The 24,228-nt window shown below is 69.5% G+C and carries 19 protein-coding genes and 1 pseudogene; 8 read left to right on the forward strand and 12 right to left on the reverse strand.

Translation table 11 applies throughout. The annotated features are described in order from the left end of the window. Positions 1-19: 19 nt before the first annotated feature. The 7 genes and pseudogenes from C2L59_RS24335 to ddaH all read right to left on the reverse strand — a co-directional run bounded on the left by C2L59_RS24335 (position 20) and on the right by ddaH (position 8,513). Entirely contained in the window at positions 20-1,783 is a 1,764-nt protein-coding gene (locus tag C2L59_RS24335; protein ID WP_103351894.1) for a Wzz/FepE/Etk N-terminal domain-containing protein, read from the reverse strand. 65 nt (positions 1,784-1,848) lie between these two features. Next, on the reverse strand, positions 1,849-3,207 hold the full coding sequence (locus C2L59_RS24340; RefSeq protein ID WP_199199229.1) for an exopolysaccharide biosynthesis protein: 1,359 nt from the start codon (positions 3,205-3,207) through the stop codon (positions 1,849-1,851). A 109-nt stretch (positions 3,208-3,316) separates the two neighbouring features. After that, positions 3,317-4,498 (reverse strand): glycosyltransferase family 4 protein, encoded by a 1,182-nt coding sequence (locus C2L59_RS24345; RefSeq protein WP_199199230.1) that lies wholly within the window; start codon positions 4,496-4,498, stop codon positions 3,317-3,319. Then, positions 4,488-5,798, reverse strand: a complete 1,311-nt coding sequence (locus C2L59_RS24350) for a nucleotide sugar dehydrogenase (RefSeq protein WP_103351822.1) — start codon at positions 5,796-5,798, stop codon at positions 4,488-4,490. Before C2L59_RS24350 ends, C2L59_RS24345 begins: the two co-directional genes overlap by 11 nt. A gap of 196 nt (positions 5,799-5,994) precedes the next feature. Next, positions 5,995-6,678 carry a glycoside hydrolase family 75 protein gene (locus C2L59_RS24355; protein ID WP_103351823.1) on the reverse strand — a complete coding sequence of 228 codons (684 nt, stop codon included), beginning with the start codon at positions 6,676-6,678 and terminating at the stop codon, positions 5,995-5,997. Between the two features lie 259 nt (positions 6,679-6,937). After that, a pseudogene (locus tag C2L59_RS24360) lies at positions 6,938-7,568 on the reverse strand (polysaccharide deacetylase family protein). A gap of 108 nt (positions 7,569-7,676) precedes the next feature. Beyond that, a complete protein-coding gene (gene ddaH, locus C2L59_RS24365; RefSeq protein WP_103351824.1) occupies positions 7,677-8,513 on the reverse strand; it encodes a dimethylargininase in 837 nt (278 codons plus the stop codon). 74 nt (positions 8,514-8,587) lie between these two features. Here ddaH and C2L59_RS24370 point away from each other — a divergent pair, with 74 nt between their 5' ends. From C2L59_RS24370 to C2L59_RS24385, 4 genes are all read left to right on the forward strand, one after another. Continuing rightward, positions 8,588-9,034, forward strand: coding sequence for an Lrp/AsnC family transcriptional regulator (locus C2L59_RS24370; RefSeq protein WP_033261465.1), 447 nt, complete (start codon positions 8,588-8,590; stop codon positions 9,032-9,034). A 341-nt stretch (positions 9,035-9,375) separates the two neighbouring features. Continuing rightward, the gene (locus C2L59_RS24375; protein WP_103351825.1) at positions 9,376-10,140 is read left to right on the forward strand and encodes an enoyl-CoA hydratase; all 765 of its coding nucleotides are present in this window, start codon (positions 9,376-9,378) and stop codon (positions 10,138-10,140) included. A 260-nt stretch (positions 10,141-10,400) separates the two neighbouring features. Then, positions 10,401-12,326: a 2-oxoacid:acceptor oxidoreductase subunit alpha gene (locus C2L59_RS24380; protein ID WP_103351826.1), complete on the forward strand. Its 1,926-nt coding sequence runs from the start codon at positions 10,401-10,403 to the stop codon at positions 12,324-12,326. Continuing rightward, a complete protein-coding gene (locus tag C2L59_RS24385) occupies positions 12,323-13,387 on the forward strand; it encodes a 2-oxoacid:ferredoxin oxidoreductase subunit beta (protein ID WP_103351827.1) in 1,065 nt (354 codons plus the stop codon). Before C2L59_RS24380 ends, C2L59_RS24385 begins: the two co-directional genes overlap by 4 nt. A 148-nt stretch (positions 13,388-13,535) precedes the next feature. On the opposite strand, the gene C2L59_RS24390 is transcribed toward C2L59_RS24385, so the two are convergent. Continuing rightward, the gene (locus tag C2L59_RS24390; RefSeq protein ID WP_103351828.1) at positions 13,536-14,735 is read right to left on the reverse strand and encodes a hypothetical protein; all 1,200 of its coding nucleotides are present in this window, start codon (positions 14,733-14,735) and stop codon (positions 13,536-13,538) included. A gap of 24 nt (positions 14,736-14,759) precedes the next feature. Next, the gene (locus tag C2L59_RS24395; protein WP_103351829.1) at positions 14,760-15,812 is read right to left on the reverse strand and encodes a polyprenyl synthetase family protein; all 1,053 of its coding nucleotides are present in this window, start codon (positions 15,810-15,812) and stop codon (positions 14,760-14,762) included. A gap of 398 nt (positions 15,813-16,210) precedes the next feature. Between C2L59_RS24395 and C2L59_RS24400 the strand changes: the two genes are divergently transcribed. From C2L59_RS24400 to C2L59_RS24415, 4 genes are read left to right on the forward strand one after another with little or no spacing between them, the layout of a single operon-like run. After that, positions 16,211-16,615 carry a hypothetical protein gene (locus C2L59_RS24400; protein WP_103351830.1) on the forward strand — a complete coding sequence of 135 codons (405 nt, stop codon included), beginning with the start codon at positions 16,211-16,213 and terminating at the stop codon, positions 16,613-16,615. A gap of 35 nt (positions 16,616-16,650) precedes the next feature. Continuing rightward, positions 16,651-17,226 carry a DUF3558 domain-containing protein gene (locus tag C2L59_RS24405; RefSeq protein WP_199199240.1) on the forward strand — a complete coding sequence of 192 codons (576 nt, stop codon included), beginning with the start codon at positions 16,651-16,653 and terminating at the stop codon, positions 17,224-17,226. After that, the gene (locus tag C2L59_RS49155) at positions 17,226-18,560 is read left to right on the forward strand and encodes a hypothetical protein (RefSeq protein ID WP_233223654.1); all 1,335 of its coding nucleotides are present in this window, start codon (positions 17,226-17,228) and stop codon (positions 18,558-18,560) included. Before C2L59_RS24405 ends, C2L59_RS49155 begins: the two co-directional genes overlap by 1 nt. After that, on the forward strand, positions 18,499-19,170 hold the full coding sequence (locus C2L59_RS24415) for an ESX secretion-associated protein EspG (protein WP_103351832.1): 672 nt from the start codon (positions 18,499-18,501) through the stop codon (positions 19,168-19,170). The genes C2L59_RS49155 and C2L59_RS24415 overlap by 62 nt, the downstream gene beginning before the upstream one ends. Before the next feature lie 28 nt (positions 19,171-19,198). Here the strand turns inward: C2L59_RS24415 and nuoN are convergent, their stop codons facing one another. The 3 genes from nuoN to nuoL are packed head-to-tail and all read right to left on the reverse strand — an operon-like array spanning position 19,199 to position 24,224. Further along, the gene (nuoN, locus tag C2L59_RS24420; RefSeq protein WP_103351833.1) at positions 19,199-20,767 is read right to left on the reverse strand and encodes an NADH-quinone oxidoreductase subunit NuoN; all 1,569 of its coding nucleotides are present in this window, start codon (positions 20,765-20,767) and stop codon (positions 19,199-19,201) included. A 2-nt stretch (positions 20,768-20,769) separates the two neighbouring features. Beyond that, positions 20,770-22,320 carry an NADH-quinone oxidoreductase subunit M gene (locus tag C2L59_RS24425; protein ID WP_103351834.1) on the reverse strand — a complete coding sequence of 517 codons (1,551 nt, stop codon included), beginning with the start codon at positions 22,318-22,320 and terminating at the stop codon, positions 20,770-20,772. Further along, complete coding sequence (gene nuoL, locus C2L59_RS24430) at positions 22,320-24,224, reverse strand: NADH-quinone oxidoreductase subunit L (RefSeq protein WP_103351835.1); 1,905 nt, start codon at positions 24,222-24,224, stop codon at positions 22,320-22,322. Before nuoL ends, C2L59_RS24425 begins: the two co-directional genes overlap by 1 nt. Positions 24,225-24,228: the final 4 nt, after the last annotated feature.

Below are 24,228 nucleotides of genomic sequence, written 5' to 3' on the forward strand. Positions count from 1 at the left end.
CCTTCGGTCGCGGCGGGGGTCAGGAGACCTCCGCGCTCTTCTCTGGCTCGAGTCCGGCGTTCAGTTCGCCCTTGTGGGCCGGTTCGCCGTGGTCGCGTTTGAACGGCGTCGGCCGCTTCGGCGGCTTGACCGGGGCGAATTTCTTCGTCGGCGCGTTCAGGTGGTCCGGGACGCTGACCGTGCCGGGGGCCGGCAGCGGGGACGCCGGCGGCTTCGGGTGGGTGACGACCGGCGGGATCACCGGCCGCACCGGGGCGAACCGGCGCGTCGGCTGCTCGGTCTTGGCGACGCGCTCGGCGACGCGGGCGACCAGCTCGTCCAGGCGGTCTTCGCGCTCGGCCGGAGCCGGCGGCGCCGCCGGGACCTCGGCGCCGCGGCCGCGCAGGGCCGTGTGCAGGCCGTCCCACAGGGTGCCGTCGGACTTGTCGCGCGGGTCCGGGTCGACCAGCACCACGCCGATGACCGGGATCCCCTGGTCGGCGAGCTGCCGCGCGACGGTGTGCAGCCACAGCGTGTTCGCGTGCCCGGCCTTGACGACCAGCACGGTTTCCTTGCCGAGGTGCTCCAGGTCGGTCCAGGCCGTACCCGGCGACACCGTGCCGACGCCGACCCGCAGCTCGCCGGCCGCGTCCCCGGCGCCCACCACGGTGACCTCGCTGCCGGTCTCCTGCGCGAGCTTGCGGACGTCCTCGCCCGGCAGGTCGTCGACGACGCTCACGGTGCCGTCGCCGGCCAGCTCCCCGGCCATGTCGAGGGCGAGCGCGGCGACGACCGCCGGCGCGCCGAGTTCGAGCAGCGACACCGGCCGCGGGTCCTGCTTGACCAGGCGGACCAGCGTGGTGGCGACGCGCTTGCGTTCGGAGACCGCGCGCGAGCGCCGCCACAGCCGGGCGGGGCCGCGCAGCTTCGACGGCAGCTGCGCGATCACGGACGCGCCGAGGTGCGTCGAGATCTCGCGGCGCAGCACCGGCCGGTCACGCGACACCGCGCCGACGGCGACGAGCGCGAGCCCGAGGAACAGGCCGAGTGCGAAGCCGACACCGGCGTCGGTCGCGATGGTCTTGAGGAACGCCTTGGGCAGCGCGCGGGGCGCGTCGACGATCTGGGTGCCTGCGGCGACCTGCGGGCTGCCGATGCCGGCCTGCTGGGCGCGCGAGGTGAAGTCCGAGATCTGCGCGGTCAGCGCGGCCCGGCGGCTGTAGAGGTTCTCAAGGGTGGGCTGGCTGGCCTGGCGGCCCTTGCCCTCCTCCTCGACGATCTGCTGCTCGACCTTGGCCAGCTCGTCCTGCGCGTTCTTGCGCTGGTCGAGGATGGCCTGCGACTGGGCGGCCGCGGCCGCCTGGCTGCGCTTGACGTGGTCGGCGATGAACGTGTCGGCGAGCGCCTGCGCCTGCGCCACGGCCGCTTCGTTGCTCTTCGCCTTGACGGTGATCTGCAGGACGTTGTTGGTCAGGCCCAGTCCCGCGTAGTTCTTCATGAAATTTTCGGGCGTTTCGGTGCTGCCCAGCTTCTTCAGCGCGCCTTCGGCGATCTGGGTCGTCTGCAGCACGGCGACGTCGGTGCGCATCAGCGTGCCGCTGTCGGTCGGCGAGTCGTCCTGGTGGACCACGATCACCTTGGCCACCGCGGTCGGCGGCGCGGGCAGCGCGACCGCGACCGCCGCGCCGGCGATCAGCCCGAGCAGCGCGGTCGCGAGCCAGACGCGCTTGCGCCGCCGGATGGCGATGAACAGCCGCGAAAGGTCGAAAAGCGGCGCCGTGCCGCCGGCGGTTGGGGGGTCCAGGGGGGCTCGCCCCCCGGCCGGGGTTCGGGGCTTGGCCCCGGAGGATGCAGTTTCGGAGGAAGTCGTCACGCCGAACCTGCCAGGGCTTTCTCGGGGGCTTCCGCCGCGGGCTCGGGTTTCTCGGGCGCCGCCGGCCGGACGGCGTGGGTGAGGACCGCGCCGACGATCTCCTGGCTCCCGTCGGTGCAGGCTTCGGCCAGCCGGATCAGCTGCCACGCGGTGCGCGTGCCGGAGCCGAGCACGACCAGAACACCCGAGTCGGCGGTCGCGTCCGGCACCGTCGGCCGCTCGGCCGAGTACTCGAAGATCCGCAGCGGCACGGAAAGCCGGTCGGCCAGCTCGGCGAGCTGGCCGGCGGCCAGGCGGCCGGTCTCGTCGTCGTCGGCCACCAGCAGCAGGACGTCGGCGGGGCCGGTGGCCAGCCGGGCCAGCACCCGGCGGTAGCGGATGTCGCGGTTGACCTCGTCGGCCGAGGTCGCGACGGGCGGCAGCACCCACGGCCGGTCGCCGCCGAGCAGCCGCCGGACCTTGCCGAACAGGCCGTTCGCCGGCAGGCGGTCGCCCTGCGGAGTCGCGACGTCGACCCCGGCGAGGATCGGCGCGCCGAGCGCGGACGCGATCTCCGGTTCGCCCCGCAGCCGCCGGTCGGCGCGGGCGGTGAACAGGTGGCCGAAAACGCCCACGAGGAAGAACAGCACCGCGCCGCCGGCGACGAACTGCGTCATCGTCGGGGCCGCGGGCGACGTCGGGCGCTGGGACGGCCCCAGCACCACGGTGTTGCCGACGCCGGTGGCCAGGTCGGCCTGGTTCAGGTCGTTGATCGCCTGCTCCAGCGACGTCCGCAGGCCCTCGAGCTGGGTGCGGACCTGGACGCTCTCGACGGTCAGGTTCCCGCCGACGTTCTTGGCGAGGTCGCTGATCTTCTCCGTGGTCAGCTTGACCTGCTGGCGCAGCGACTCCCGCTGTTCCTGGGCGAGCTGCACCGAGGCGTCGGCGGAGTTGCTCGCCAGCTGCGTGGAGTACTTGACGTACTGCTGCGCGACCTGGTCGGCGAGCTGCTGGGCGTGCTCGGCGGTGTCGGCGGAGACGGTGATCGTCACGACGTTGCTCTGCGCCACCGCCGCGCTGACCTGCTTCTTCAGGTCGGCACCGCTGGGGTGCCACGGCAGCACGGCGGCGGCGCGGTCGAGGACGACCGAGGCGGTCGCGATCTCGGCCTGGGTCAGCAGCTCGTCGGCCTGGCGCGGGCCCTGCAGCAGCACGCCCGAGGTCGTCTTGTAGCCGGGTGAGAACAGGATCGACGCTCCGGCGCCGACCAGCGCGCCCAGGACGGCGAGGGCGGCCAGCAGCCGCCATCGTCGTCGCAGGACCTGCCCGACCAGGGCCAGGCGCACCGTGTCGTCAGTCAACGGCGGGCTCTCCATTCCTGAGACGGGTACGCCGAACGGGTTCAGTTGATCGGCCGGTTACCCGAACCGTCGTAAGACCGGGAGCATTGGTTACACGTTCGGTGGGTTCTTGACCGAACGGCGATCAAGACTTCACAGCGTGCTCATACGCGGCCAGCAGGGCCTTCGCGGAGTTCTCCCAGGAGAGCGGACCGGCCACCCGGGCCTGGCCGAGCTTGCCCATCCGGGTGCGCTCCTCCGGGTCGTCGAGCAGCTGGGCGACCAGCTTCGCGAACGCCGACTCGTCGTTCGCCGGGGCGTACACGGCCGCGTCACCTGCGGAAACGCGGGCCTCCCGCAGTTCGAACGAGACGATCGGCTTGCTCATCGCCATGTACTCCATGACCTTGTTCATCGTGGAGACGTCGTTGAGCGGGTTGAGCGGGTCCGGCGACAGGCAGACGTCGGCGGTGGACAGGTAGCGGACCAGGTCCTCGTCGGAGATCCGGCCGGTGAACTCGACCTGGTTGGCCAGCCCGAGCTTCGCCGAGAGGGCGACCATGTCGTCGAACGCGTCGCCCGAGCCGACGAACACCGCGTGCCAGTCGGTGCGGCCGATCTCGTCACGCAGCTTCGCGAGCGCGCGCAGGGCGTAGTCGACGCCGTCCTGCGGGCCCATCACGCCGAGGTAGGCGAGCAGGTACGGCTTGCCCTTCTTCAGCTCGGGCTCGGCCGGCACCTCGTGGAACCGCTCGACGACCGGGGCGCTGCGCACCACGAAGACGTCCTCGGGCTTCTTGCCGCCGCGGATCCGGGCGACCTGCTTGTAGCTCTCGTTCGTCGAAATCACGACGTCGGCGGCGCGGTAGGTGGCGCGTTCGAGCGCGCAGACCCCGCGGTAGAGCAGGTCCTGCCCGCGGTCGAACCGCGAGAGGTACAGCTCCGGGCAGAGGTCGTGCTGGTCGAAGATGAACCGCGCGCCCTGGCGCTTGAGCACCTTCGCGACCAGGTACAGCAGGTCCGGCGGGTTGCAGGCGTGGACGACGTCGACCGGGCCGATCTTGCGGGCCAGCCGCAGCGTGTGCCACAGCGCGGTGCCGTACTCCTGCAGGTAGCCGGCGGGCCCGCCGGTCGCCGCCTTCAGCGGGTAGCGGTGGATGTGGACGCCGTCGACGACGGCTTCGGCCTCGGTGTCGCGTTTCGTGCCCTGCGGGCAGATCACGTGGACTTCCCACCCGGCGTCGCGCAGGGTCGTGGACTCCTGCCAGACCCGGCGGTCGAAGGGGACGGAGAGGTTTTCGACGAGGATGAGCGCTTTACCAGGCAAGGCCGGCGTATCCCTCTTCAAGGCGACGCTCTGCGGCGTCGGGCAGGCGGACGAGGTCGACGATGGACCGGCCGTGCGGCAGGGCCGCCAGCACGTCCGGGTCCTTGGTGCCCACGAGCAGAACCTCGGCGTGGTCCACGACCTCGCCGACCGACCCGGCCAGCAGCTGGCCGAGGTGCGGGAGCCTGCTCTCGATGTACTCGCGGTTGGCGCCCATCAGCCGGGAGAGGCTGACGTTGGCGTCGTAGATCTTCAGGTCGTAGCCCTTGCCGAGCAGCCGTTCGGCCAGCTCGACCAGCGGCGACTCGCGCAGGTCGTCGGTGCCCGGCTTGAACGACAGGCCGAACAGCCCGACCTTGCGCTTGCCGGTCCGCGCGACCAGGTCGAACGCCCGCTGCAGGTGTTCGTCGTTCGACGCCAGCACGTGCGACAGGATCGGCACGCTGACGTCGGCGCGGTGCGCGGCGTAGACCAGCCCGCGCAGGTCCTTTGGCAGGCACGAGCCGCCGAAGGCGAATCCCGGCTTCAGGTAGGCGGGGCTGATGTTGAGCTTGGTGTCGGCGAGGAAGACGTCGATCACCTGGTGCGAGTCGAGGCCCAGCGCCCGGCAGACGGCGCCGAGCTCGTTCGCGAAGCCGATCTTCAGGCCGTGGAAGGAGTTGTCGGCGTACTTCGTCATTTCCGCGACCGGGATCGGCACGCGGAAGACCGGGCCGGGCAGGCCCTCGTAGAGCGCCGCGACGGCGTCCCCGCTGGCCGCGTCGATCTCGCCGATCACCGTCTTCGGCGGGTCGAAGAAGTCGCGGACGCTGGTGCCCTCGCGCAGGAACTCGGGATTCACCGCGACGCCGAAGTCGACGCCCGCCGTGCGGCCCGAGGCCTTTTCCAGGATCGGGACCAGCAGGTCCAGGCACGTGCCGGGCAGCATCGTGCTGCGGAAGACGACGGTGTGCCGCTCGCTCTTCTTCGCGAGCGCCTCGCCGATCTCCTCGGCGACCCGCTCGAGGTAGACCGTGGACAGGCTGCCGTTCGGCGCCGACGGCGTCCCGACGCAGATCAGCGAAATCTCGCTGTCCGCGACCGCCTCGGCGACGTCGGTCGTGGCTCTCAGCGCGCCGCTCGCGACGACCTCGGCGGTCAGTTCGCCGATCCGCTCCTCGACCACCGGGGCGTTGCCCTGGGTGATGAGGTCGATCTTCACCGGGTTGACGTCCACGCCGACCACCCGGTGCCCCTGCCCCGCCAGGCACGCGGCGGAGACACAACCGACGTAACCGAGCCCGAAGACACTGATCTTCACGCCAAACCTCCGCTATTCCGCGCGACCCTCAAGTTGGTCGGCGGGCACCCCTGGATCGTTACCGCGGGCGCGGCGAACGGGGGACGGCGTGAAACGGCCGTGAGACACAAGGGATTCAGGTGAAATTCGGGTCACGGTCCGGCGCCGGACCGTGGACGAGGACCACGATCCGGCGCCGGCCGGTGAATCGGTTGCGTCAGTTGTTGTTCACGAAGGTGGTGGCGAGGCTCTGGCCCTTGCTCACCGCGTTGGCGTGGTTCTCGATCGGCGAGACGGTCGAGTTCTTGAAGCAGATGTAGGTGACGCCGGAGTCGGTGCCGCCGTTGGAGGGGTCGGGGTTGATGCCGAGGTCCTTCGCGGTCGCGTAGGAGGCTTCGCCGATGATCTGCGTCGGGCCGGTGTCCCCGATGACGGCGTACTCGACCTTGCCGTTGTAGATCACCGCGCAGGAGCCGCCGCCCTTGAGGCCGGAGGAGGAGTACTTCCAGATGCTGCTGGAGCTCGGCACGACGATGTAGGGCAGCTTCGCGGCGTTGAGCGGCTTGCCGTCGGACTGGTGGAACGCGGTGTCGTCCTGGTAGCAGCAGTCGGTGTTTTCGTTGCACTGCGAGGTGCGCTGCCCGTCGCAGTCGATGTCCATGTCGGCTTTCCAGAACACCGCCCCGTTGGCGTCGCAGACGGCGACGGATTTGCTCGAAGCGTCTTCGTCGGTCTTGTACTTGCCGTTCGAGATCTGGTTGCAGCTGCCGGTCTTGGCGAGCAGCTGGGCCGCGGTGGGGGCGGCTTCGACGGCGGCCGGGGCGGGCGACGCCGACGCGAGCGCCGACGGCATCACGGCCGCGGCCAGCGCGAGCGTCGCGAGCAGGATCAGTTTCCGCATTCCTGGTGCTCCCTTTAGTTAGGAAACTTTCCTTACGGCGGCGGGGCACCAGGATGCACCCGGGCGAGAGCGCGTTCAAGCCCTGCGGGTGCGGGAATTTCCCATCAGGTGGCCGAATTTGCCGAAAAGGCTGCTCATCGGGGTGAGGTGGGGAGGAGGGGTTTGCGCGGTGTCCCGTTGGCCGGGACGCCGCGGTGGCTGATCCGACGCCAGAGCACGGCCTCGCCCGAACCCGCCGGACTCGGCCACCCACCCACACCTACCGAGCAGACCGCCGAACCAGCCGGTTCACCCAGTGCGTCCGCCGGGCCCCCACCGAAAGCACCCCGGTCCAGCCGCTCGCCGTCGAGGTCGTGCCGGAGCTCGGTCCTGGCCTGCAACCAGCCGTCGCGGCGAGCCGTGCCGCCGTCGCTCGTGTACACCCGCGTTGCGCCCGCCTGCCGCAGCCTGGCCAGCACCCGGCGGTCGTACGCGCCGAACGGCAGTGAATACCGCCGCACCGGCTGGCCGCACAGGTCGCCGAGGAGCTTCGGCGCCTCCGTCAGCTCGCGACGGGCGTGGCGGTCGTCGAGCCGCCGCCAGTCGCGGGGCTCCCAGCCGTGCGAACCGATCTGCATCCCCGCCCGGGCGAGTTCGCGCAGGCCGTCGCGGTCGAGGTACCCGCGCTGCCCGAGCCGGCCCGCCAGCGGGAAGAACTCCGCCGTCAGCCCGCGCTCGACCAGCCGCGGCAGCACGACTTCGACGTCGGATTCGTTGCCGTCGTCGAACGTGAGGTGAACGTCCTCGCGGTCTGCCGCGCGGTCGAGCACCTCCTCGAGCTGGTCGACCGTCAGCCAGTGCTCGTCCTCGCCCGGGTCGAGCTGGCGCGCCGGCCGTCCCGCCCCATGCATGGCGAAGATCACTGTCACCACTCCCACCGCCTGCCACCGCGAGTAGTCGTTTTGCTACTTCGATTAATCGCACTGGCAAACGGGTGAGTTACATGATTTTGCCGTTATTTAGCCTTTGCGGATTTCCAGCGTGCAGCACTTGGGGCCGCCGCCGGCTTTCCGCAGCTCAGCGATGTCGACGTAGACCGGCTCGTAACCGCGCCCGGCGAGGAGTTCACCCAACCGGGTGGCCTCGACCGGGAGCACCACGTTGCGGCCGTCGGACACGCCGTTGAGGCCGAAACACTCGGCGTCTTCCCGCGTCGCGAGCACCGCATCCGGGAACAGGCGCTCGAGCACGCGGCGCGAGCCCGCCGAGAACGCGTCCGGGTAGTAGGCGATGTGCGCGCGGGTCGAGTCCGTCGCCTCGGCCAGCACGAACAGGGCCGTGTCGAGGTGGTAGTAGCGCGGGTCGACCAGCTGCAGCGAGACCACCGGGACGCCGAGGACCTCCTGCGCCTCGGCGTGCGCGGCCGGGTCGGTGCGGAAGCCGGTGCCGGCGAGCAGCAGCGCGCCGGTCCAGGCGAAGTCGCCCTCGGCCTCGTTGATCTTCTCCGGCATGGTGATGTCGCGGTAGCCGTGCTCGACGAACCAGCGGCGGAAGTGCTCGGCCTCGGCGGCCCGCTGCGGCGCGCGGAACCGCGAGCCGAGCACGCGCCCGTCGACGACGGTGCCGGAGTTGGCGGCGAAGACCATGTCGGGCAGGCCGGGCTGGGGCTCGATCTCCTCGACGGTGTGGCCGAGGCGGCGGTAGGTGTCGCGCAGCTCGGTCCACTGCGCGACGGCGACGTCGGCGCTGACCGGCTGGGTCGGGTCCATCCACGGGTTGATCACGTAATCCACCGCGAAGTGACGCGGGGAACACATCAGGTATCGACGGGTGGTCGGTACGCGCATCGCCTGCATGATTGCAGGGTAAGGGGCGCCTAATATCGCAATCAATCGCTGTTCGCTGCGCGTATCTGTGCTAGATGTTGCGTGTGAACACCATCGACCAGCGAATCGTTTCGTGTCTCGTGGCGAACGCGCGCTCCAGCTACGCGGAGATCGGCAAGGTGGTCGGGCTGTCGGCGCCGGCGGTGAAACGGCGGGTCGACCGGCTGCTCGAAACGGGCATCCTGCGCGGCTTCACGGCGGTGGTCGACCCGGAGGCCCTGGGCTGGGGAACGGAGGCGTTCGTCGAGGTCACGTGCCAGGGCAACATCACGCCGGCCCGCATCCGGGCGCGCCTCGAACCGCTGCCGGAGGTGGTGGCGGCGTACACGGTCTCGGGCGCGGCGGACGCGATCGTCCACCTGCGGGCGGCGGACATCCACCACCTGGAGACGGCGCTGGAGCGCCTGCGCGGGCTGGAGATAGTGGACCGGACGGTGTCGACGGTGGTGCTCTCGCGGCTGCTGGAGAGGCCCCCGACGCCGGAGCAGTGAGCGCCGGTGTCGGATCAGGGCGGCGCTGTTCGTAGGAGGGTGAGACCTGGCCCGCTTCCCCCCGAGGAGACACCGTGACCTACACCTTCGACATCTTCTCCACGCTCGACGGCTACGCCAACCACAACACGGCCACACACAGGTCCTGACCTACCACCCCACCCGGCGCGGCTGACCTGCGACGAGCCACGCCAGTTCATCGGCAGTTCCGGCGGCGGCCCACCCTCAGCCGCCCAGAGCCCGCACCGCCGGCAGGTTGCCCGCCACGACGATGCCCCTGACCAGCACCCCGGCTCGTCCCCCAAGAACCCGCCACCACCCGACCGTGCCACCCTGAGCCCATGACCGACAGCATCGTCACCGAGCACGCCGGCGGCGTCGCCCTGCTGACCGTCGACGCTCCCGGCAGCCGCAACGCGCTGACCCTCGAACTCTCCGCGCAGCTCGCCGCCGCCGTCGAGGCTGCGGAACGGGATGAGTCCGTGCACGCCGTCGTCGTCACCGGGACGCCGCCCGCCTTCTGCGCCGGGGCCGACCTGGCCGCGCTCGCCGAGGCCGATGAAGCCGGCCTGCGCGCCATCTACGAAGGCTTCCTCGCCGTCGCGCGCTGTGCGCTGCCGACCATCGCCGCCGTCGGGGGTGCGGCCGTGGGGGCCGGGCTGAACCTCGCCCTCGCCGCCGACGTGCGGCTGGCCGGGCCGCGGGCCAAGTTCGTCGCCCGGTTCCTCGAGCTCGGGCTGCACCCCGGCGGCGGGATGACCTGGATGACGCAGCGGCTCGCCGGCCCGCAGCAGGCCGCCGCGATGACGTTGTTCGGGCAGCCACTGGACGCCGGAGCCGCGGTGCGCGCCGGGCTGGCGTTGCGCGTGGTCGACGGCGGCCATGACGAACTGCTGACCGCCGCGCGTGAGCTCGCTCACCCCGCCGTCGCCGCGCCGCGCGAGGCGTTGATCGCCACCAAGCGCAGCCTGCGCACCACCGCGGGCCTGGCGGCGCACGCCGACGCCGTCGACGTCGAGATCACGCCGCAGCTGGCGTCGCTCGCCTCGCCGGAGTTCGCCGAGCGGCTTTCCCTGATGCGGGCCCGGATCCGTTCTCGGTCGTGATTCGAGCCGGAAGTCTTACCGTGCTCGGGAGACACGCATCACAACGCACCACCACGGCTACCCGTTACCATCGGTTACAGGTATCTGGCGGACCAGCGAAGAGACATGAGAGAGCACCGATGAGGTCGCCCAACAGCCGGGACACTACCAACATCGGTGTTGGGGGCGAGCTAACCTCGGGAGTACACCTGGTGAGCGCAGCCGCGGCACCGGCAGGCGAACGGAAGCCGTACCGTCGGGAGAGAGGGAATCCCTGACCCATGAGCACGAGTGCGAACGGCAACGGCGCTGGCCACGGCTCGCTCGCCGCAACCAGGCCGACCGAGATCAGCAAGCTGGACCGGGTGGTCATCCGGTTCGCGGGCGACTCGGGTGACGGCATGCAGCTGACCGGCGACCGCTTCACGTCCGAAGCCGCCGCGTTCGGCAACGACCTGTCGACGATGCCGAACTTCCCCGCCGAGATCCGCGCGCCGCAGGGCACCATCCCCGGCGTCTCCAGCTTCCAGGTGCACTTCGCCGACTATGACATCCTCACCCCCGGCGACCGGCCGGACGTGCTGGTGGCGATGAACCCGGCCGCCCTCAAGGCGAACCTCGCCGACGTCCCGCACGGCGGCACGATCATCTTGAACACCGACGAGTTCATCAAGCGCAACCTGACCAAGGTCGGCTACGCGACGGACCCGCTGGACGACGACACCCTCGCGCCGTACCAGGTGCACCGGGTCGCCATGTCGACCCTGACCCAGGGCGCGCTCGCCGACACCGGCCTCGGCAAGAAGGACGCCGAGCGCTGCAAGAACATGTTCGCGCTCGGCCTGCTGTCGTGGATGTACCACCGGCCGACCGAGGGCACCGAGCGGTTCCTGCGCGAGAAGTTCGCGAAGAAGCCGGACATCGCCGAGGCGAACATCCTCGCCTTCCGGGCGGGCTGGAACTACGGCGAGACGACCGAGTCGTTCGCGACGACGTTCCAGGTCGCCCCGGCGAAGCTGACCCAGGGCACCTACCGGCAGATCACCGGCAACACCGCGCTCGCCTACGGGATCGTGGCCGCCGGGCAGCGCTCCGGCCTGCAGATCCTGCTCGGCACCTACCCGATCACGCCGGCGTCGGACATCCTCCACGAGCTGTCCAAGCACAAGAACTTCGGCATCATCACCTTCCAGGCCGAAGACGAGATCGCCGGCATCGGCGCCGCGCTCGGCGCGTCCTACGGCGGCGCGCTCGGCGTCACCTCGACGTCCGGGCCGGGTGTCGCGCTGAAGTCCGAAGCCGTCGGCCTCGGCGTGATGGTGGAGCTGCCGCTGGTCGTCATCGACGTCCAGCGCGGTGGCCCGTCCACCGGCCTGCCGACCAAGACCGAGCAGGCCGACCTGCTGCAGGCGATGTTCGGCCGCAACGGCGAATCGCCGGTCCCGATCGTCGCGCCGCTGTCGCCGGCGGACTGCTTCGACGCGGCCGTCGAGGCCACCAGGATCGCGCTGAAGTACCGCACCCCGGTGCTGCTGCTCTCCGACGGCGCGATCGCGAACGGCTCCGAGCCGTGGCTGATCCCGGACGTCGAAACGCTGCCCGACCTGCGGGTCGAGTTCGCGACCGAGCCCAACGCGGAAAACGACTCCGGCGAATTCTGGCCGTACGTCCGCGACCCCGAGACGCTCGCCCGCGCCTGGGCGATCCCCGGCACCCCGGGGCTGCAGCACCGCATCGGCGGGCTGGAGAAGGCCGACAAGACCGGCCACATCTCCTACGACCCGGCCAACCACGACAAGATGGTCCGGCTGCGGCAGGCGAAGATCGACGGCATCGACGTCCCCGATCTCGTCGTCGACGATCCCTCCGGCGGCAAGGCGCGCGTCCTGGCGCTGGGTTGGGGTTCGTCGTTCGGCCCGATCGGCGCGGCCTGCCGGCGCGTGCGCAAGCTCGGCCTGCCGATCGCGCAGGCGCACCTGCGGCACCTCAACCCGCTGCCGGCCAACCTCGGCGACATCCTGCGCAGCTACGACAAGGTCGTGGTGCCGGAGATGAACCTGGGCCAGCTCGCGCTGCTGCTGCGCGCGAAGTACCTGGTCGACGTCCACTCGCACACGAAGGTCGCCGGGATGGCGTTCATGGCCGAAGAACTGCAGAACGTCTTCTCGGAGATCATCACCAGCGTTGCTACGGAGGCGGCGAAGTGACCGCAATCGACATCGGGCTCCCCACCGTCGGCGGCCTGGACCTTGTACCCACCACCGACGAGCCGCAGAAGGCCAAGGACTACAAGTCGGACCAGGAGGTCCGCTGGTGCCCCGGCTGCGGCGACTACGTCGTGCTGAACGCGGTCCAGTCCTTCCTGCCGACGCTCGGCCTCAAGCGCGAGAACATCGTGTTCATCTCGGGCATCGGCTGCTCGTCGCGGTTCCCGTACTACCTGAACACCTACGGCATGCACTCGATCCACGGCCGCGCGCCGTCGATCGCGACCGGCCTGGCCACCACGCGCCCGGACCTGTCGGTGTGGGTCGTCACCGGTGACGGCGACGCGCTGTCCATCGGCGGCAACCACCTGATCCACGCGCTGCGCCGCAACGTGAACATCAAGATCCTGCTGTTCAACAACCGGATCTACGGGCTGACCAAGGGCCAGTACTCCCCGACGTCCGGGCAGGGCATGGTCACCAAGTCCACCCCGATGGGATCGGTGGACACCCCGTTCAACCCGCTGTCGCTGGCGATCGGCGCGGAAGCGTCGTTCGTGGGCCGCGCGATGGACTCCGACCGCAAGGGCCTGACCGAGGTCCTGCAGGCCGCGGCGCAGCACCGCGGCTCGGCCCTGGTGGAGATCTACCAGAACTGCCCGATCTTCAACGACGGCGCGTTCGACGTCCTGAAGGACGCCGATGAAGCTGCCGCCCGCCTGATCCCGCTGCGCGCGGGCGAGCCGATCCGCTTCGGCCCGAACCAGGAGTTCGGCGTGAAGCGCGGCGATTGGGGCGGTCTGGACGTCGCCAAGGTCGCCGACATCGGCGAGGACAACATCGTGGTGCACGACCCGGCGATCGTGGACACGTCGTACGCGTTCGCGTTGTCCCGCCTGGGCGACCAGAACCTCAACCACGTCCCGACGGGCATTCTCCGCCAGGTCGAGCGCCCGACGTACGACGACGGCGCCCGCGCCCAGGTCGAGGAGGCCCGCGCGGCCCGCACGCCGGACCTGCAGGCGCTCCTGCGCGGCAAGGACACCTGGACGGTCGCGTAGTTCCGTCTTGACGAAGGCCGCCACGCCCGGTGCGTGGCGGCCTTCGGCGTTTCCGGGGTTGCCCTATTTGGGACACACGTCCTAGGTTTCAGGTCGTGTGGCTGGGCCGCCGATCCCGGCGGTGCCACGCTCGTCCTGTTCCAGGAACTCAGCTGAGCGGCCGGAACCCGACCCGTTCGGCGTCCTCGGCGGTCCGGAACCACACCTCGGCCACCATCTTCGGGAACTGCGTCGATTCCTCGGTGCAGTAGCGCAACGCCGTGACGCTGGCCTTCACGGCGAAGCTGTCACTGGGCGCCCCGCCACCCGGGCGCGGCATCGCCGAACCGGGACCGAAGGGCCCCGGCGGCACCGAGTCGCCCGCCGCCTGCCGCGCGGGAGGCGGCTCGGGCGCCGCGATGCCGGCGGCCGCCTGGTTCGGCTGCACCGACGGCTCGAACAGCGAGCCGCTGTGCGCGCCGGACAGGTCGGGCTCGCGCCGCTCGACCGTGCGCATCGACGGCTGGATCGGCTGCGGCGCGTCGAACCCGCCGCGCACCGCCTCGCGCGGCTGGCGCTTCGGCAGCACCTGCGTCGCCTCGGCCGGGGTCTCCGCCGGCACGTCGAGCTCGCCGTCGGTGACGTCACCCCCGAAGGCGTACTGCGGCGGCTCGGGCTCCTCCGGTTCGTCCTTGCGCACCGAACCGGGGTGCTCGCCGATGTACCGCGTGCGCTCCACCGGCTCCTCGAACGCCGACCGCTGGGACCGCGGCTCGTGGTCGAACCAGTCGGGCGTCTCCTCCCCCGGGGTCTGGAACAGCGAGCCCGCCGACGAGTCGGAGTCGTGCTGCTCCAGCCGCGAGAGGGCCGGCGAAACGGGCTCGGGCTCCTCGTCGGGGACCAGGTACTCGGTCCCCGGAGCTTCGTAACCGTCTTCCTGCTCCGGCGTCAGGAACTGGGTGGCCGCGGTCCGGTAGGGGTCGTCCTCGTCGAGCTCGGGCTCAGGCTGGGGTTCCGGCTCGGGCTCCGGCGGCACCCGCGTGGGCACCTGCGCGTCCAGCTCGGCGAAGTCCTGGTCGATGTCGTCGTGGACGTCGTCGCGGTGGATCGGCGGCGCGGCGACCAGCGTGCCGGGGTAGGAGGTCTCCTGGCGCGACGGCTCCGGCTCGAAGCGCGGCTCCGGCCGGGAGAACGCCTCGACGCCCGCGTTGGCCGGGGTGCGCGCGGCGTCGGCGTGGGCTTGCGCCAGCGCGCTCTCCAGCTTGCGGACGCTCTTGCGGAGCGGCAGCACGAGCACCAGCCAGGCGAGGACTGCCCCGACGAAGAACGCCGCCAGGCTCCACAGCCAGACCTGTCCGAATATGGACATCTTTCCCTGCCCCTGTTTAGTGCATCAGCGCGTACGCGCGACCAGGTAGTCGGCCACCGACTCGCAGGCGTCCCGGGCGGGTGACGCGGGCAGCGCGGTGAGCTCGGCTCGCGCGCGCTGAGCGTAGTCGGAAAGGGTGACGCGTGCTCGATCGAGTCCGCTACTGACGCGCAGCAGGTCCAGCGCCTCCTGCACGAGCGCGTCGTCGGCGATCGGGCCGGACAGCAGCTCGGTGAGCCGCGGGTCGGTCTCCGGGTCGGCCAGCGCGTACAGCATCGGCAGCGTCCGGACGCCTTCGCGCAGGTCGGTGCCCTGCGCCTTGCCGAGCTCGTCGGACGGCGACGCGATGTCGATGATGTCGTCGGAGATCTGGAACGCGGTGCCGATGATGTCGCCGAACCGGCGCAGCGCCTCGATGTGCTGCTCGGCGGCGCCGGACATCATGCCGCCGAACCGCCCGGACGTGGCGATCAGCGAGCCGGTCTTCTGCGCGATCACGGTGAGGTAGTGCGCGACGGCGTCGTCACCCGGGCCGGGGCCGACGGTCTCGCGCATCTGGCCGGTGACCAGCTCGCCGAAGGTCTCGGCGATGATCCGCGCGGCGTCGGTGCCGAGGTCGGCGACCAGGCGCGAGGCGTGCGCGAAGAGGAAGTCGCCGGTCAGGATGGCGATGGTGTTGTCCCACCGGGCGTTGACGCTCTCGGCGCCGCGGCGCATGTCGGCCTCGTCCATGACGTCGTCGTGGTAGAGCGTGGCCAGGTGCACCAGCTCGACCGCGGCGGCGGCGATCACGACGTGGTCGTCCTGCTTGGGGCCGAACTGCGCGGACAGCAGCGTGAAGAGGGGACGGAAGCGTTTGCCCCCGGCCTCGACCAGGTGCAGGGCGGCGTCGTTGACGGCCTGGACGTCACTGCGGACGACGTCACGCAGCAGCTTCTCGACCTCGGCCAGCCCACCGGCGATGGACCGCAGCAGGGCTTCGTCGGCGATCTGCAGCCCGACCGACGCCCGCAGGTCGTCGAGGGCGCCGCCCGGCGCAGCGGGGAGGGATCCCGCCCCGGGGGCTGGGGTTGGCACAGACACGTCGGCTCCGCTCTACTCGTGCACCGGTCGGGTTGCCTCTTGAGCGTAGTGGCAACCTCGCGCGGTCGTTTACCCGCTGTCCAGCGGAAACGGTGACGAACATGACACCCGCCGCCCCCACCCACCGGGTGGTTCCCAATCCCCGAAAGGGTGACCGGAGATTCCGGACGCAACGGACGTCTCCGGCGGGCGGATATTCAGTCATGGAGGGGTGGGTCCGGACGTCACGAGGGCCGCGGCTTGGGAGAGCACCGAGAGGACCGCCGCGGCCCTCGTGACCTCGGTTTTCCGGAGGGGGAACTTTGGTAAGGTCGGCGGCGTCGGATACGCAGGGTGCTCGGGAGGCAGCACACTGCAAGCTAGGGGAGAGCTGATGACGACGGTGGTGCGGCGTGCCTGAGGGACCGAGTTATGAGCCGGATTGGCAACTGCCGGGGCCGAACGGGGTGCCGGTGCCGGGGTCCTATGGGGGCGGGGACGGTGGCGCGGGGTTCGAGTACGACGAGGAGACGCTGCGAGCCCTGATGCACGAGTGGAACGACCTGGCGAACGAGTTCGAAGACGACCTCAACAGGGCCGCTCTGCTGCAGCGGGCCCAAGGACCCGGCGCGGAATACGCCAGCAATGGCAATGCCGAACGCGTGAGGGCATCCGGCGATGCCTTGTACGAGACCCTTGTCGCACGGGCACAGTACTGTCGCTCGATGGCACAGCGGTGCAAGACGGCTTTGGGTAAATACGCGGCCACGGAAGAGGCCAGCGTCGCGGATTTGAAGCCAACTGCAGGCAGTCTCTGATGCGCCGCGTCCTTCCTCCACTCTGCGCATCACTGATGCTCCTCAGCGCATGCACTGCAATCACCACTGGAACTGCGTCGCCCTCGAACTCGAGTTCCGTGACGGCTGCGACTCCCAGCGATCACCTACCGGGCCCAGGCGTGCCGAAGGTCGACGTTCCGATCGATATCAGCCGCTTCGCGCAGGCACCATGCGACTCGTTGACCTCGATTCAGGTCAACGAACTCCTTGGGGCCGGCGTAACGCCGAAGGCGGTATTCAACGCTCCCGGCGGTCCCAGCTGTAGCGTCCACCCACCGCAGGTTACCCAAGCCGCCGTACTCGTGATCTTCAACAAGGTCAACGATCGCGGTCTGACCGGGGTTTATCAGGCCAAGTACAAATTCTTCCTACCTCTGGAACCTGTCGACGGTTACCCGGTGGTCGCCTACGGCCTCGTTGACGACCGAGCCAGCCGAGGTGGCTGCCAAATCGCGATAGGAACGAGCGACAAACAGACTGTGGACGTCGGCGTTACTCAGTCCGAAGAGAACATCGGCAAAAAGGATCCATGCGAAGCAGCTCGTGGTGTCGCCTCGTATGTCCTGAGCAACCTCCGCGGAGGGAAATGATGGCTACCGAAGGACCGTTGACAGCGGCACAGATCTACGAGCAGATCACCGGGGGCGAGGGTATTAACTCGCTGGCCGACGCCCATGATGGTGCCAGTCAGTTGACCGATCGGATGGTTGAACGGGCTCAGCGGATCAGTGCCCTTCGGGCCAAGACCATGTCCGGGTGGCGAGGACGTGCCGGAGACGCTGCCGCCGATGCCACCCTTCCTCTCGTTCAAGCCGCCGCTGATGATGCTGTTCATCTTCGGAATGCTCAGGGGGCTGTTGGGGCTCAGATGGATGCCTTTGGGACTGCCAAGTACTCCGTCAAGCCTGTTGCTGCTCAGCCTCCTGAGCTCGATATCGATGATGTTCGGAATGTTCTCACCGGGCATGGGTGGGATTCGTACACCTCCAAGGTTGCCGGGTGGCAGGCTGATAGCCAAGGGAACATTGATGCCTTTCGGGCCTATCACTCCGCCTCCACTGACAATGGTGGGCAGATGCCCGCTCAATACGCCGAGCTTCGGGACTCCGGTTCGCCCGTTTCCATGACTGGTCGGTCCGGGCCCAGCGATACCGGTGATTGGGCGCGGGATACCCAGGTGCCTTCGCAAGACCGAGAGACCTTCCGGCCCGGGCAGGACCACGTCACCGATCGGGTCACCAGTCAGACCACCGACGACGTCCGGGATCAGACGGCGAATCGGCCTGTGAGCCAGGATCAGGCGCTGAAACCCGTCCAGCCGCCCAGCAGCTTTCAGCCGTCACAGCCGGGGAACGCCGGTACCACCCACGCTGACAGCTATGTCCCCACGCCGCCCGTCGCTCAGGGTGGGTATGTTTTCGGGCCTACCGGGCAGTCCGGGGGCTGGTCCGGCGGGGGTAGCTTCTCGGGTGACTTCGGGCCCGGGACCGGCAGCGGGTACTACAGCACGGGAACCGGCACCGGCACCGGCACCGGGCCAGGAAACGGGGCAGGAACCAACACGGGAACCAACACGGGAACCGGGCTAGGTAAACCAGGCACGAACCTGCCCGGCACACGCACCCCCGGCAACGCCACCGGCGCCCGCCTCCCCGAGGAACGCCTCCCCAGCCCCACCCGCGCCACCGCCGGCCCACGAGGCGCCAACGGCCTCCCCATGGGCGCCCCCGTCAACGGCCGCGGCGGTAAAGAAGAAGACCGCGAAAAGAAAAAAGCCCCCTACCTGCAAAACCCCGATCCGGACGAAACCTTCGGCGGCTTCATCGAAAAGCCCATGCCCCCGGTGATCGGCGAAAAGAAAAATGATCGCCACCTTCTCCCTCACCACCCTCCTCACCGCCATGCGCAACGTCGGCGGCGGTGACCCGCACCCCGTCCTCGCGAAGGGGCTTCGCTACATCCCGCCCTCCGCCACCCCGAGAATGAACCGGGAAGCCTTCGAAGAACTCAGCCCCTTCGGCTTCATCCAAGGCGACGGCTTCACCCCCGAATTCGAAGACGTCCTCCACCTCATCGACCACCCCGGCGAACAATTCGTCGCTCACGCACGAAACACCGCCGGGCAAATCGGCGTCCTGATCGCAAAACGCAGCCGTACCGCCGTCAGCCTTGTCTGCCGCGCGGACTACGTCGAACTCGAGAGCGTCGACACCCACCCCGCCGACGCCCTCGTCTCGAAGCTTCCGCCCTGCAAGCCGGCCGGCATCAAGCCCTTCTCGGTGCCGCAGGAAGAGTTCCAGGCCAAAGAAAGCGACATCTTCGACGAAGACCGCAGCCGCGAAGTGCAGGAGCTCGACGCCCTTCTCCAGCGACCCCACCTCGGCATCGGGCAGCTTCACGCCCACGACACCACCGTCAGCTACCTGGACCTCGAAGAAGGCCGCGTAGGGATCGCGCTCGACGACGGCTACATCAGTGTCCTGCCCGGTGCTCCGCGGCAACTGAGCCAAAAACTCGGCCGCCACCCCCGATAAAACCAGGGTGGCGGCCGAAGGGAAAACCTCAGAAAGCGAAACCGCCCGAACTCGCCCAGCCCAGAGCGAACGCCGGAGCCAGGCCCAGCACCAACGTCACCGCGGTACCCAGGAAGATCGCCGTTCCCGTGCCGAAGCCCGGGACCGAAACCGAGGGTCCGTCCGCCGCCGGCTCGGAGAAGTACATCAGCACGATCACGCGGAGGTAGAAGAACGCCGCCACCGCGCTGAACACCAGGGCCACCACCACCAGCGGCGCCATTCCGTCGGACAGCGCTGCCGAGAACACCACGAACTTGCCGACGAAACCGGACGTCAACGGAATGCCCGCCAACGCCAGCAGCAGGAACGTGAAGACGCCCGCCAGCAACGGCGAGCGCTTGGCGAGACCCGCCCACGCCGACAGGTGCGTCGCCTCGCCCGAGGAATCGCGGACCAGGCTGATCACGCCGAACGCCGCCAGCGTCGTGAAGCCGTACGCCAGCAGGTAGAAGAGCGTGCTCGACAAGCCATCGCGAGTCATCGCGATCGCGCCCACCAGCAGGAAGCCCGCGTGGGCGATCGACGAGTACGCCACCATGCGCTTCACGTCCGTCTGGGTCAGGCCCAGCACCGCACCGATCACCATCGAGATGATCGCCACACCCCAGAGGACTCCGCGCCACTCCCACGACGTCGACGAGAACGCCACCGACAGCACCCGCAGGATGCCGCCGAACGCCGCCACCTTCGTGCACGCCGCCATGAACGCCGTCACCGGCGTCGGGGCTCCCTGGTACACGTCCGGGGTCCAGGTGTGGAACGGGCCGACCGAACCCTTGAACAGCAGGCCGACCACCAGGAGGCCGAGGCCCGCGAACAGGAGCGTGTCCGAACGGTCCGAACCGGCCGCCGCGGCCGCGATGTCGCCCAGCTTCACCGAGTTCGCGTAGCCGTACAGCAGGGCCAACCCGTACAGGAAGAACGCCGACGAGAACGCGCCCAGCAGGAAGTACTTGACCGCCGCCTCCTGGGACAGGAGACGGCGGCGACGCGCGAGGCCGCACATCAGGTACAGCGGGAGGGACAGCACCTCCAGCGCGATGAACATCGTCAGCAGGTCGTTCGCCGCGGTGAAGGCCATCATGCCGCCGAGGGCGAACAGCGTCAGCGGGAACACCTCGGTCTGCATCACCGTCGCCGTCTGGGCGCGGTCCTGGACCGTGCCCGGGCGGATGCTCGCCTGGGCGACCAGCGCGCCGCCCGGCTCGACCACGCGGTCCGAAATCAGCAGCACCGCGCCGACCGCCAGCGCCAGCAGCGTGCCCCAGAGGAACAGGGCCGGGCGGTCGATCGAGATCGCGCCGCTGAACGTCGTCACGCCGCCCGCCGGCGCGCTGCCCGTCGCGTAGATGACCAGGCTGACGCCGGCCGCGACGATCGACGCCAGGCTCAGGACCACCTGGATACCGAACCGCGAGCGCTTCGCCGCGAACGCCTCGACCAGCACGCTGACGCACGCCGCGCCGAAGACGATCAGCACCGGCAGCACCGCCGGGTAGTCGACCGACGGCGTCGCGATCGGGGGCTCCGCCTGGGTCAGGAGGATGTCGAGCACTTTTACTTGCCTCCCTGGACCGCGGACAGCGTCTGCTGCACCGTCGGGGTGACTGTGTCGAGCACCGGCTTCGGGTAGAAGCCGAGGACGATGATCAGCACGACCAGCGGCGCGAGGATCGCGATCTCACGACCGTCGAGGTCGCGGATGGCCTTCTTGGCGCCCAGTTCCGGCGCGATCGCCGTGCCCGGGCCCCCGCCGACGCCGACGAGCGCGTCACCGCGGACCGGGCCCTGGAAGACCCGCTGGTAGAGCCACAGGACGTACGCCGCGGCCAGGACCATGCCCACCGTGGCGAGGATCGTGTACACCGGCTGGTCCACAAAGGACCCGATGAGCACCAGGAACTCCGAGACGAAGGAGTTGGTGCCCGGCAGCGAAAGCGTCGACAGGCCGGCGAGCAGGAACAGCCCGGCCAGCAGCGGGGTCACCTTCGCCATGCCGCCGTAGTCGGAGATCTTCGACGACCCGCCGCGGGCGATCACCAGACCGATCACCACGATCAGCATGCCGGTCGCCAGGCTGTGGTTCAGCATGTACGTCGCCGAGCCGATCATCGCCTGCTCGTTGAACGTGAAGATGCCCAGCGAGATGAAGCCGAAGTGGGCGATCGAGACGTAGGCGATGAACCGCTTCATGTCCCGCTGCCCCGCGGCGAGGATGGATCCATAGAGGACACCGATCACCGAGAGCACCAGCACCAGCGGCGCCAGCGTCTTGCTCGCGTCCGGGAACATCGGCAGGCAGTAGCGCAGGAAGCCGAACGTGCCGACCTTGTCCAGGATGCCGACCAGCAGGACGGCGACGCCGATCGGCGCCTCCCCCGCCGCGTCCGGCAGCCAGGTGTGGAACGGCACCAGCGGCGCCTTGATCGCGAACGCCAGGAAGAACCCGAGGAACAGCCAGATCTGCGTGGACAGCGGCGCCTCGCGCACCACCGTCACCAGCGTGGCCCAGTCGAACGTGCCCTTGCCGAGCTTGTCCGCCGCCAGCGAGTACGCCCCGATCGCCGAGGCCAGCATGATCAGGCCGCCGAGGAACGAGTACAGGAAGAACTTCACCGCCGCGTACTGCCGGTTCGCGCCGCCGTAGCCACCGATCAGGAAGTACATCGGGATCAGCATGATCTCGAACAGCACGTAGAACAGGAAGACGTCGGTCGCGGCGAACACGCCGATCGTGAGCGCCTCCTGCAGCAGGATCAGCGACAGGAACCCGCCCGCGCTGCGCCCCGGCGGGAGCTTGTCCATCGTGCCGAGGCCGCCGACGACGATCGGCACCAGCAGCGCGATCACCGCGATCATGATCAGCGCGATGCCGTCGGTGCCGAACGCGATGTGCACGCCGAACGTCGGGATCCAGTCGAAGCTCGACGTCATCTGCAGCCGGGGGCCGGCCGCGTGGTAGCTGAGCCAGAACGGGATCACCAGCACGAACTCGAGGATCGAGAACCCGAGCGCGGCCAGCACCGCGGCGCGGTCGTTCCCCTTGAGGAACGCCAGCACCAGGGAGCCGGCGAGCGGCACCAGGATGAGGATGAGCAACCAGGTCATCAGGAGAACCTCACCAGCAGGAGAGCCGCCAGAAGCAGGAACGTGCCGCCCAGCATCGACAGCGCGTACGACCGGACGAAGCCGGTCTGCAGCCGCCGCAACCGGCCGGACCCGCCGCCGAGTCCGGCGGCCAGGCCGTTGACCGCGCCGTCGACGCCGCGGTTGTCGACGAACACCAGCGCCCGCGAGAGCCAGGTGCCCGGGCGGGCGACCAGCGTCTCGTTGAGGGCGTTGCCGTACAGGTCCTTGCGCGCGGCCCGGGTGACGAACGAGACCCGCTGGGGCTGTTCGACCGGGACGTCACGACGGAAGATCAGGACCGCGATGAGCGCACCCACCAGCGAGAGCCCGACCGTCAGCCACGGGACGAGGCTCGCGGCGAGCACCCCGTGTTCGTGGTGCTCCGCCAGCTCGCCGACGGAGGGCGTGAGCCAGGTCGCGAACCGGTTGCCGATCGCGAAGAACGCGCCGGCGCCGACCGAGCCGACGGCCAGGATGGCCATCGGGACCCACATGATCGGCTTGGCCTCGTGCGGGTGGAAGTCGTGCCCGTCGGCGGACTTGAGGTTCTCCCACCGCGCCTTGCCGAAGAAGGTCATCATCATCAGCCGGGTCATGTAGAACGCGGTGAGGCCCGCGCCGATCAGCGTGGCGAGACCGAACACCCAGCCACGCCAGGCTTCCTGGCCGAAGGCCGCCTCGATGATGGCGTCCTTCGTGTAGAAGCCCGACAGGAGCGGGAAGCCGATCAGCGCGAGGTAGCCGAGACCGAAGGTGACGAAGGTGATCGGCAGCTTCTTGAAGAGGCCGCCGAACTTGCGCATGTCGACTTCGTCGTTCATCGCGTGCATGACCGAACCGGCCCCGAGGAACAGCCCGGCCTTGAAGAAGCCGTGCGCGACCAGGTGCATGATGCCCAGCGCGTAGACGCCCGGGCCGAGGCCGACCGCCAGCATCATGTAGCCGATCTGGCTGACCGTCGAGTACGCGAGGACCTTCTTGATGTCGTCGTAGGCGCAGCCGATGATGCACCCCAGGAGCAGCGTCACCGCGCCGACCAGGGTGACGATCAGCCTGCCGTCCTCGGTGGCGTTGAAGATGTCCTTCGACCGGGCCACCAGGTAGACACCCGCGGTCACCATCGTCGCCGCGTGGATCAGGGCCGACACCGGGGTCGGGCCCTCCATCGCGTCCGGGAGCCACGCCTGCAGCGGGAACTGGCCGGACTTACCGCAGGCACCCAGCAGGAGCAGGATCGCCATCGCGGTGATCGCACCCGGCGAGAACTTGCCGTCGCCGACCGCCTTGAACACTTCGGCGTAGCCGGTCGAACCCGCGTACTTGAACATGATGAAGATCGCCAGCGCGAGCCCGACGTCCCCGACGCGGTTCATCAAGAACGCCTTCTTCGCCGCGGTCGCGGCGGACGGGCGGCCCTGGTACCAGCCGATCAGCAGGTAGGACGCGAGACCCACGCCCTCCCAGCCCATGTACAGCGTCACGAAGCTGTTGCCCAGCACCAGGATCAGCATCGACGCGACGAAGAGGTTCAGGTACGCGAAGAAGCGGTACCGGCCTTCGTCGTCGGACATGTAGCCGATCGAGTAGAAGTGGATCAGCATGCCGACGCCGGTGATGAGCAGCACGAACGTCAGCGACAGCGCGTCGATCCGCAGGCCGAAGTCGATCTGCAGCGCGCCGGCCGGGATCCACGAGTACAGCTTGGTGTCCGTCGTGGTGCCGGTGTTCGCGGTGAAGAACAGGATCAGGCCGTAGACGAAGGCCAGCGTGACGGTGGCCGAGCCGAGCAGATGCCCCCATGCCTTGGCCCGCTTACCCGCCAGCAGCAGGATCAGCGCGCCGAGACCGGGGAGGGCCACCAGCAGCCACGATGATGCGGTCACTCGG

It is taken from the genome of Amycolatopsis sp. CA-128772, assembly GCF_002904295.1.
Taxonomy (GTDB): Bacteria; Actinomycetota; Actinomycetes; order Mycobacteriales; family Pseudonocardiaceae; genus Amycolatopsis.

Coding starts and splice junctions, on each gene's coding strand:
- C2L59_RS24340 (WP_199199229.1), bottom strand. CDS start 3,207: ATGGAGAGCCCGCCGTTGACTGACGACACGGTGCGCCTGGCCCTGGTC.
- C2L59_RS24355 (WP_103351823.1), bottom strand. CDS start 6,678: ATGCGGAAACTGATCCTGCTCGCGACGCTCGCGCTGGCCGCGGCCGTG.
- ddaH (WP_103351824.1), bottom strand. CDS start 8,513: ATGCAGGCGATGCGCGTACCGACCACCCGTCGATACCTGATGTGTTCC.
- C2L59_RS24375 (WP_103351825.1), top strand. CDS start 9,376: ATGACCGACAGCATCGTCACCGAGCACGCCGGCGGCGTCGCCCTGCTG.
- C2L59_RS24380 (WP_103351826.1), top strand. CDS start 10,401: ATGAGCACGAGTGCGAACGGCAACGGCGCTGGCCACGGCTCGCTCGCC.
- C2L59_RS24390 (WP_103351828.1), bottom strand. CDS start 14,735: ATGTCCATATTCGGACAGGTCTGGCTGTGGAGCCTGGCGGCGTTCTTC.
- C2L59_RS24405 (WP_199199240.1), top strand. CDS start 16,651: ATGCTCCTCAGCGCATGCACTGCAATCACCACTGGAACTGCGTCGCCC.
- C2L59_RS49155 (WP_233223654.1), top strand. CDS start 17,226: ATGGCTACCGAAGGACCGTTGACAGCGGCACAGATCTACGAGCAGATC.
- C2L59_RS24415 (WP_103351832.1), top strand. CDS start 18,499: ATGATCGCCACCTTCTCCCTCACCACCCTCCTCACCGCCATGCGCAAC.
- C2L59_RS24425 (WP_103351834.1), bottom strand. CDS start 22,320: ATGACCTGGTTGCTCATCCTCATCCTGGTGCCGCTCGCCGGCTCCCTG.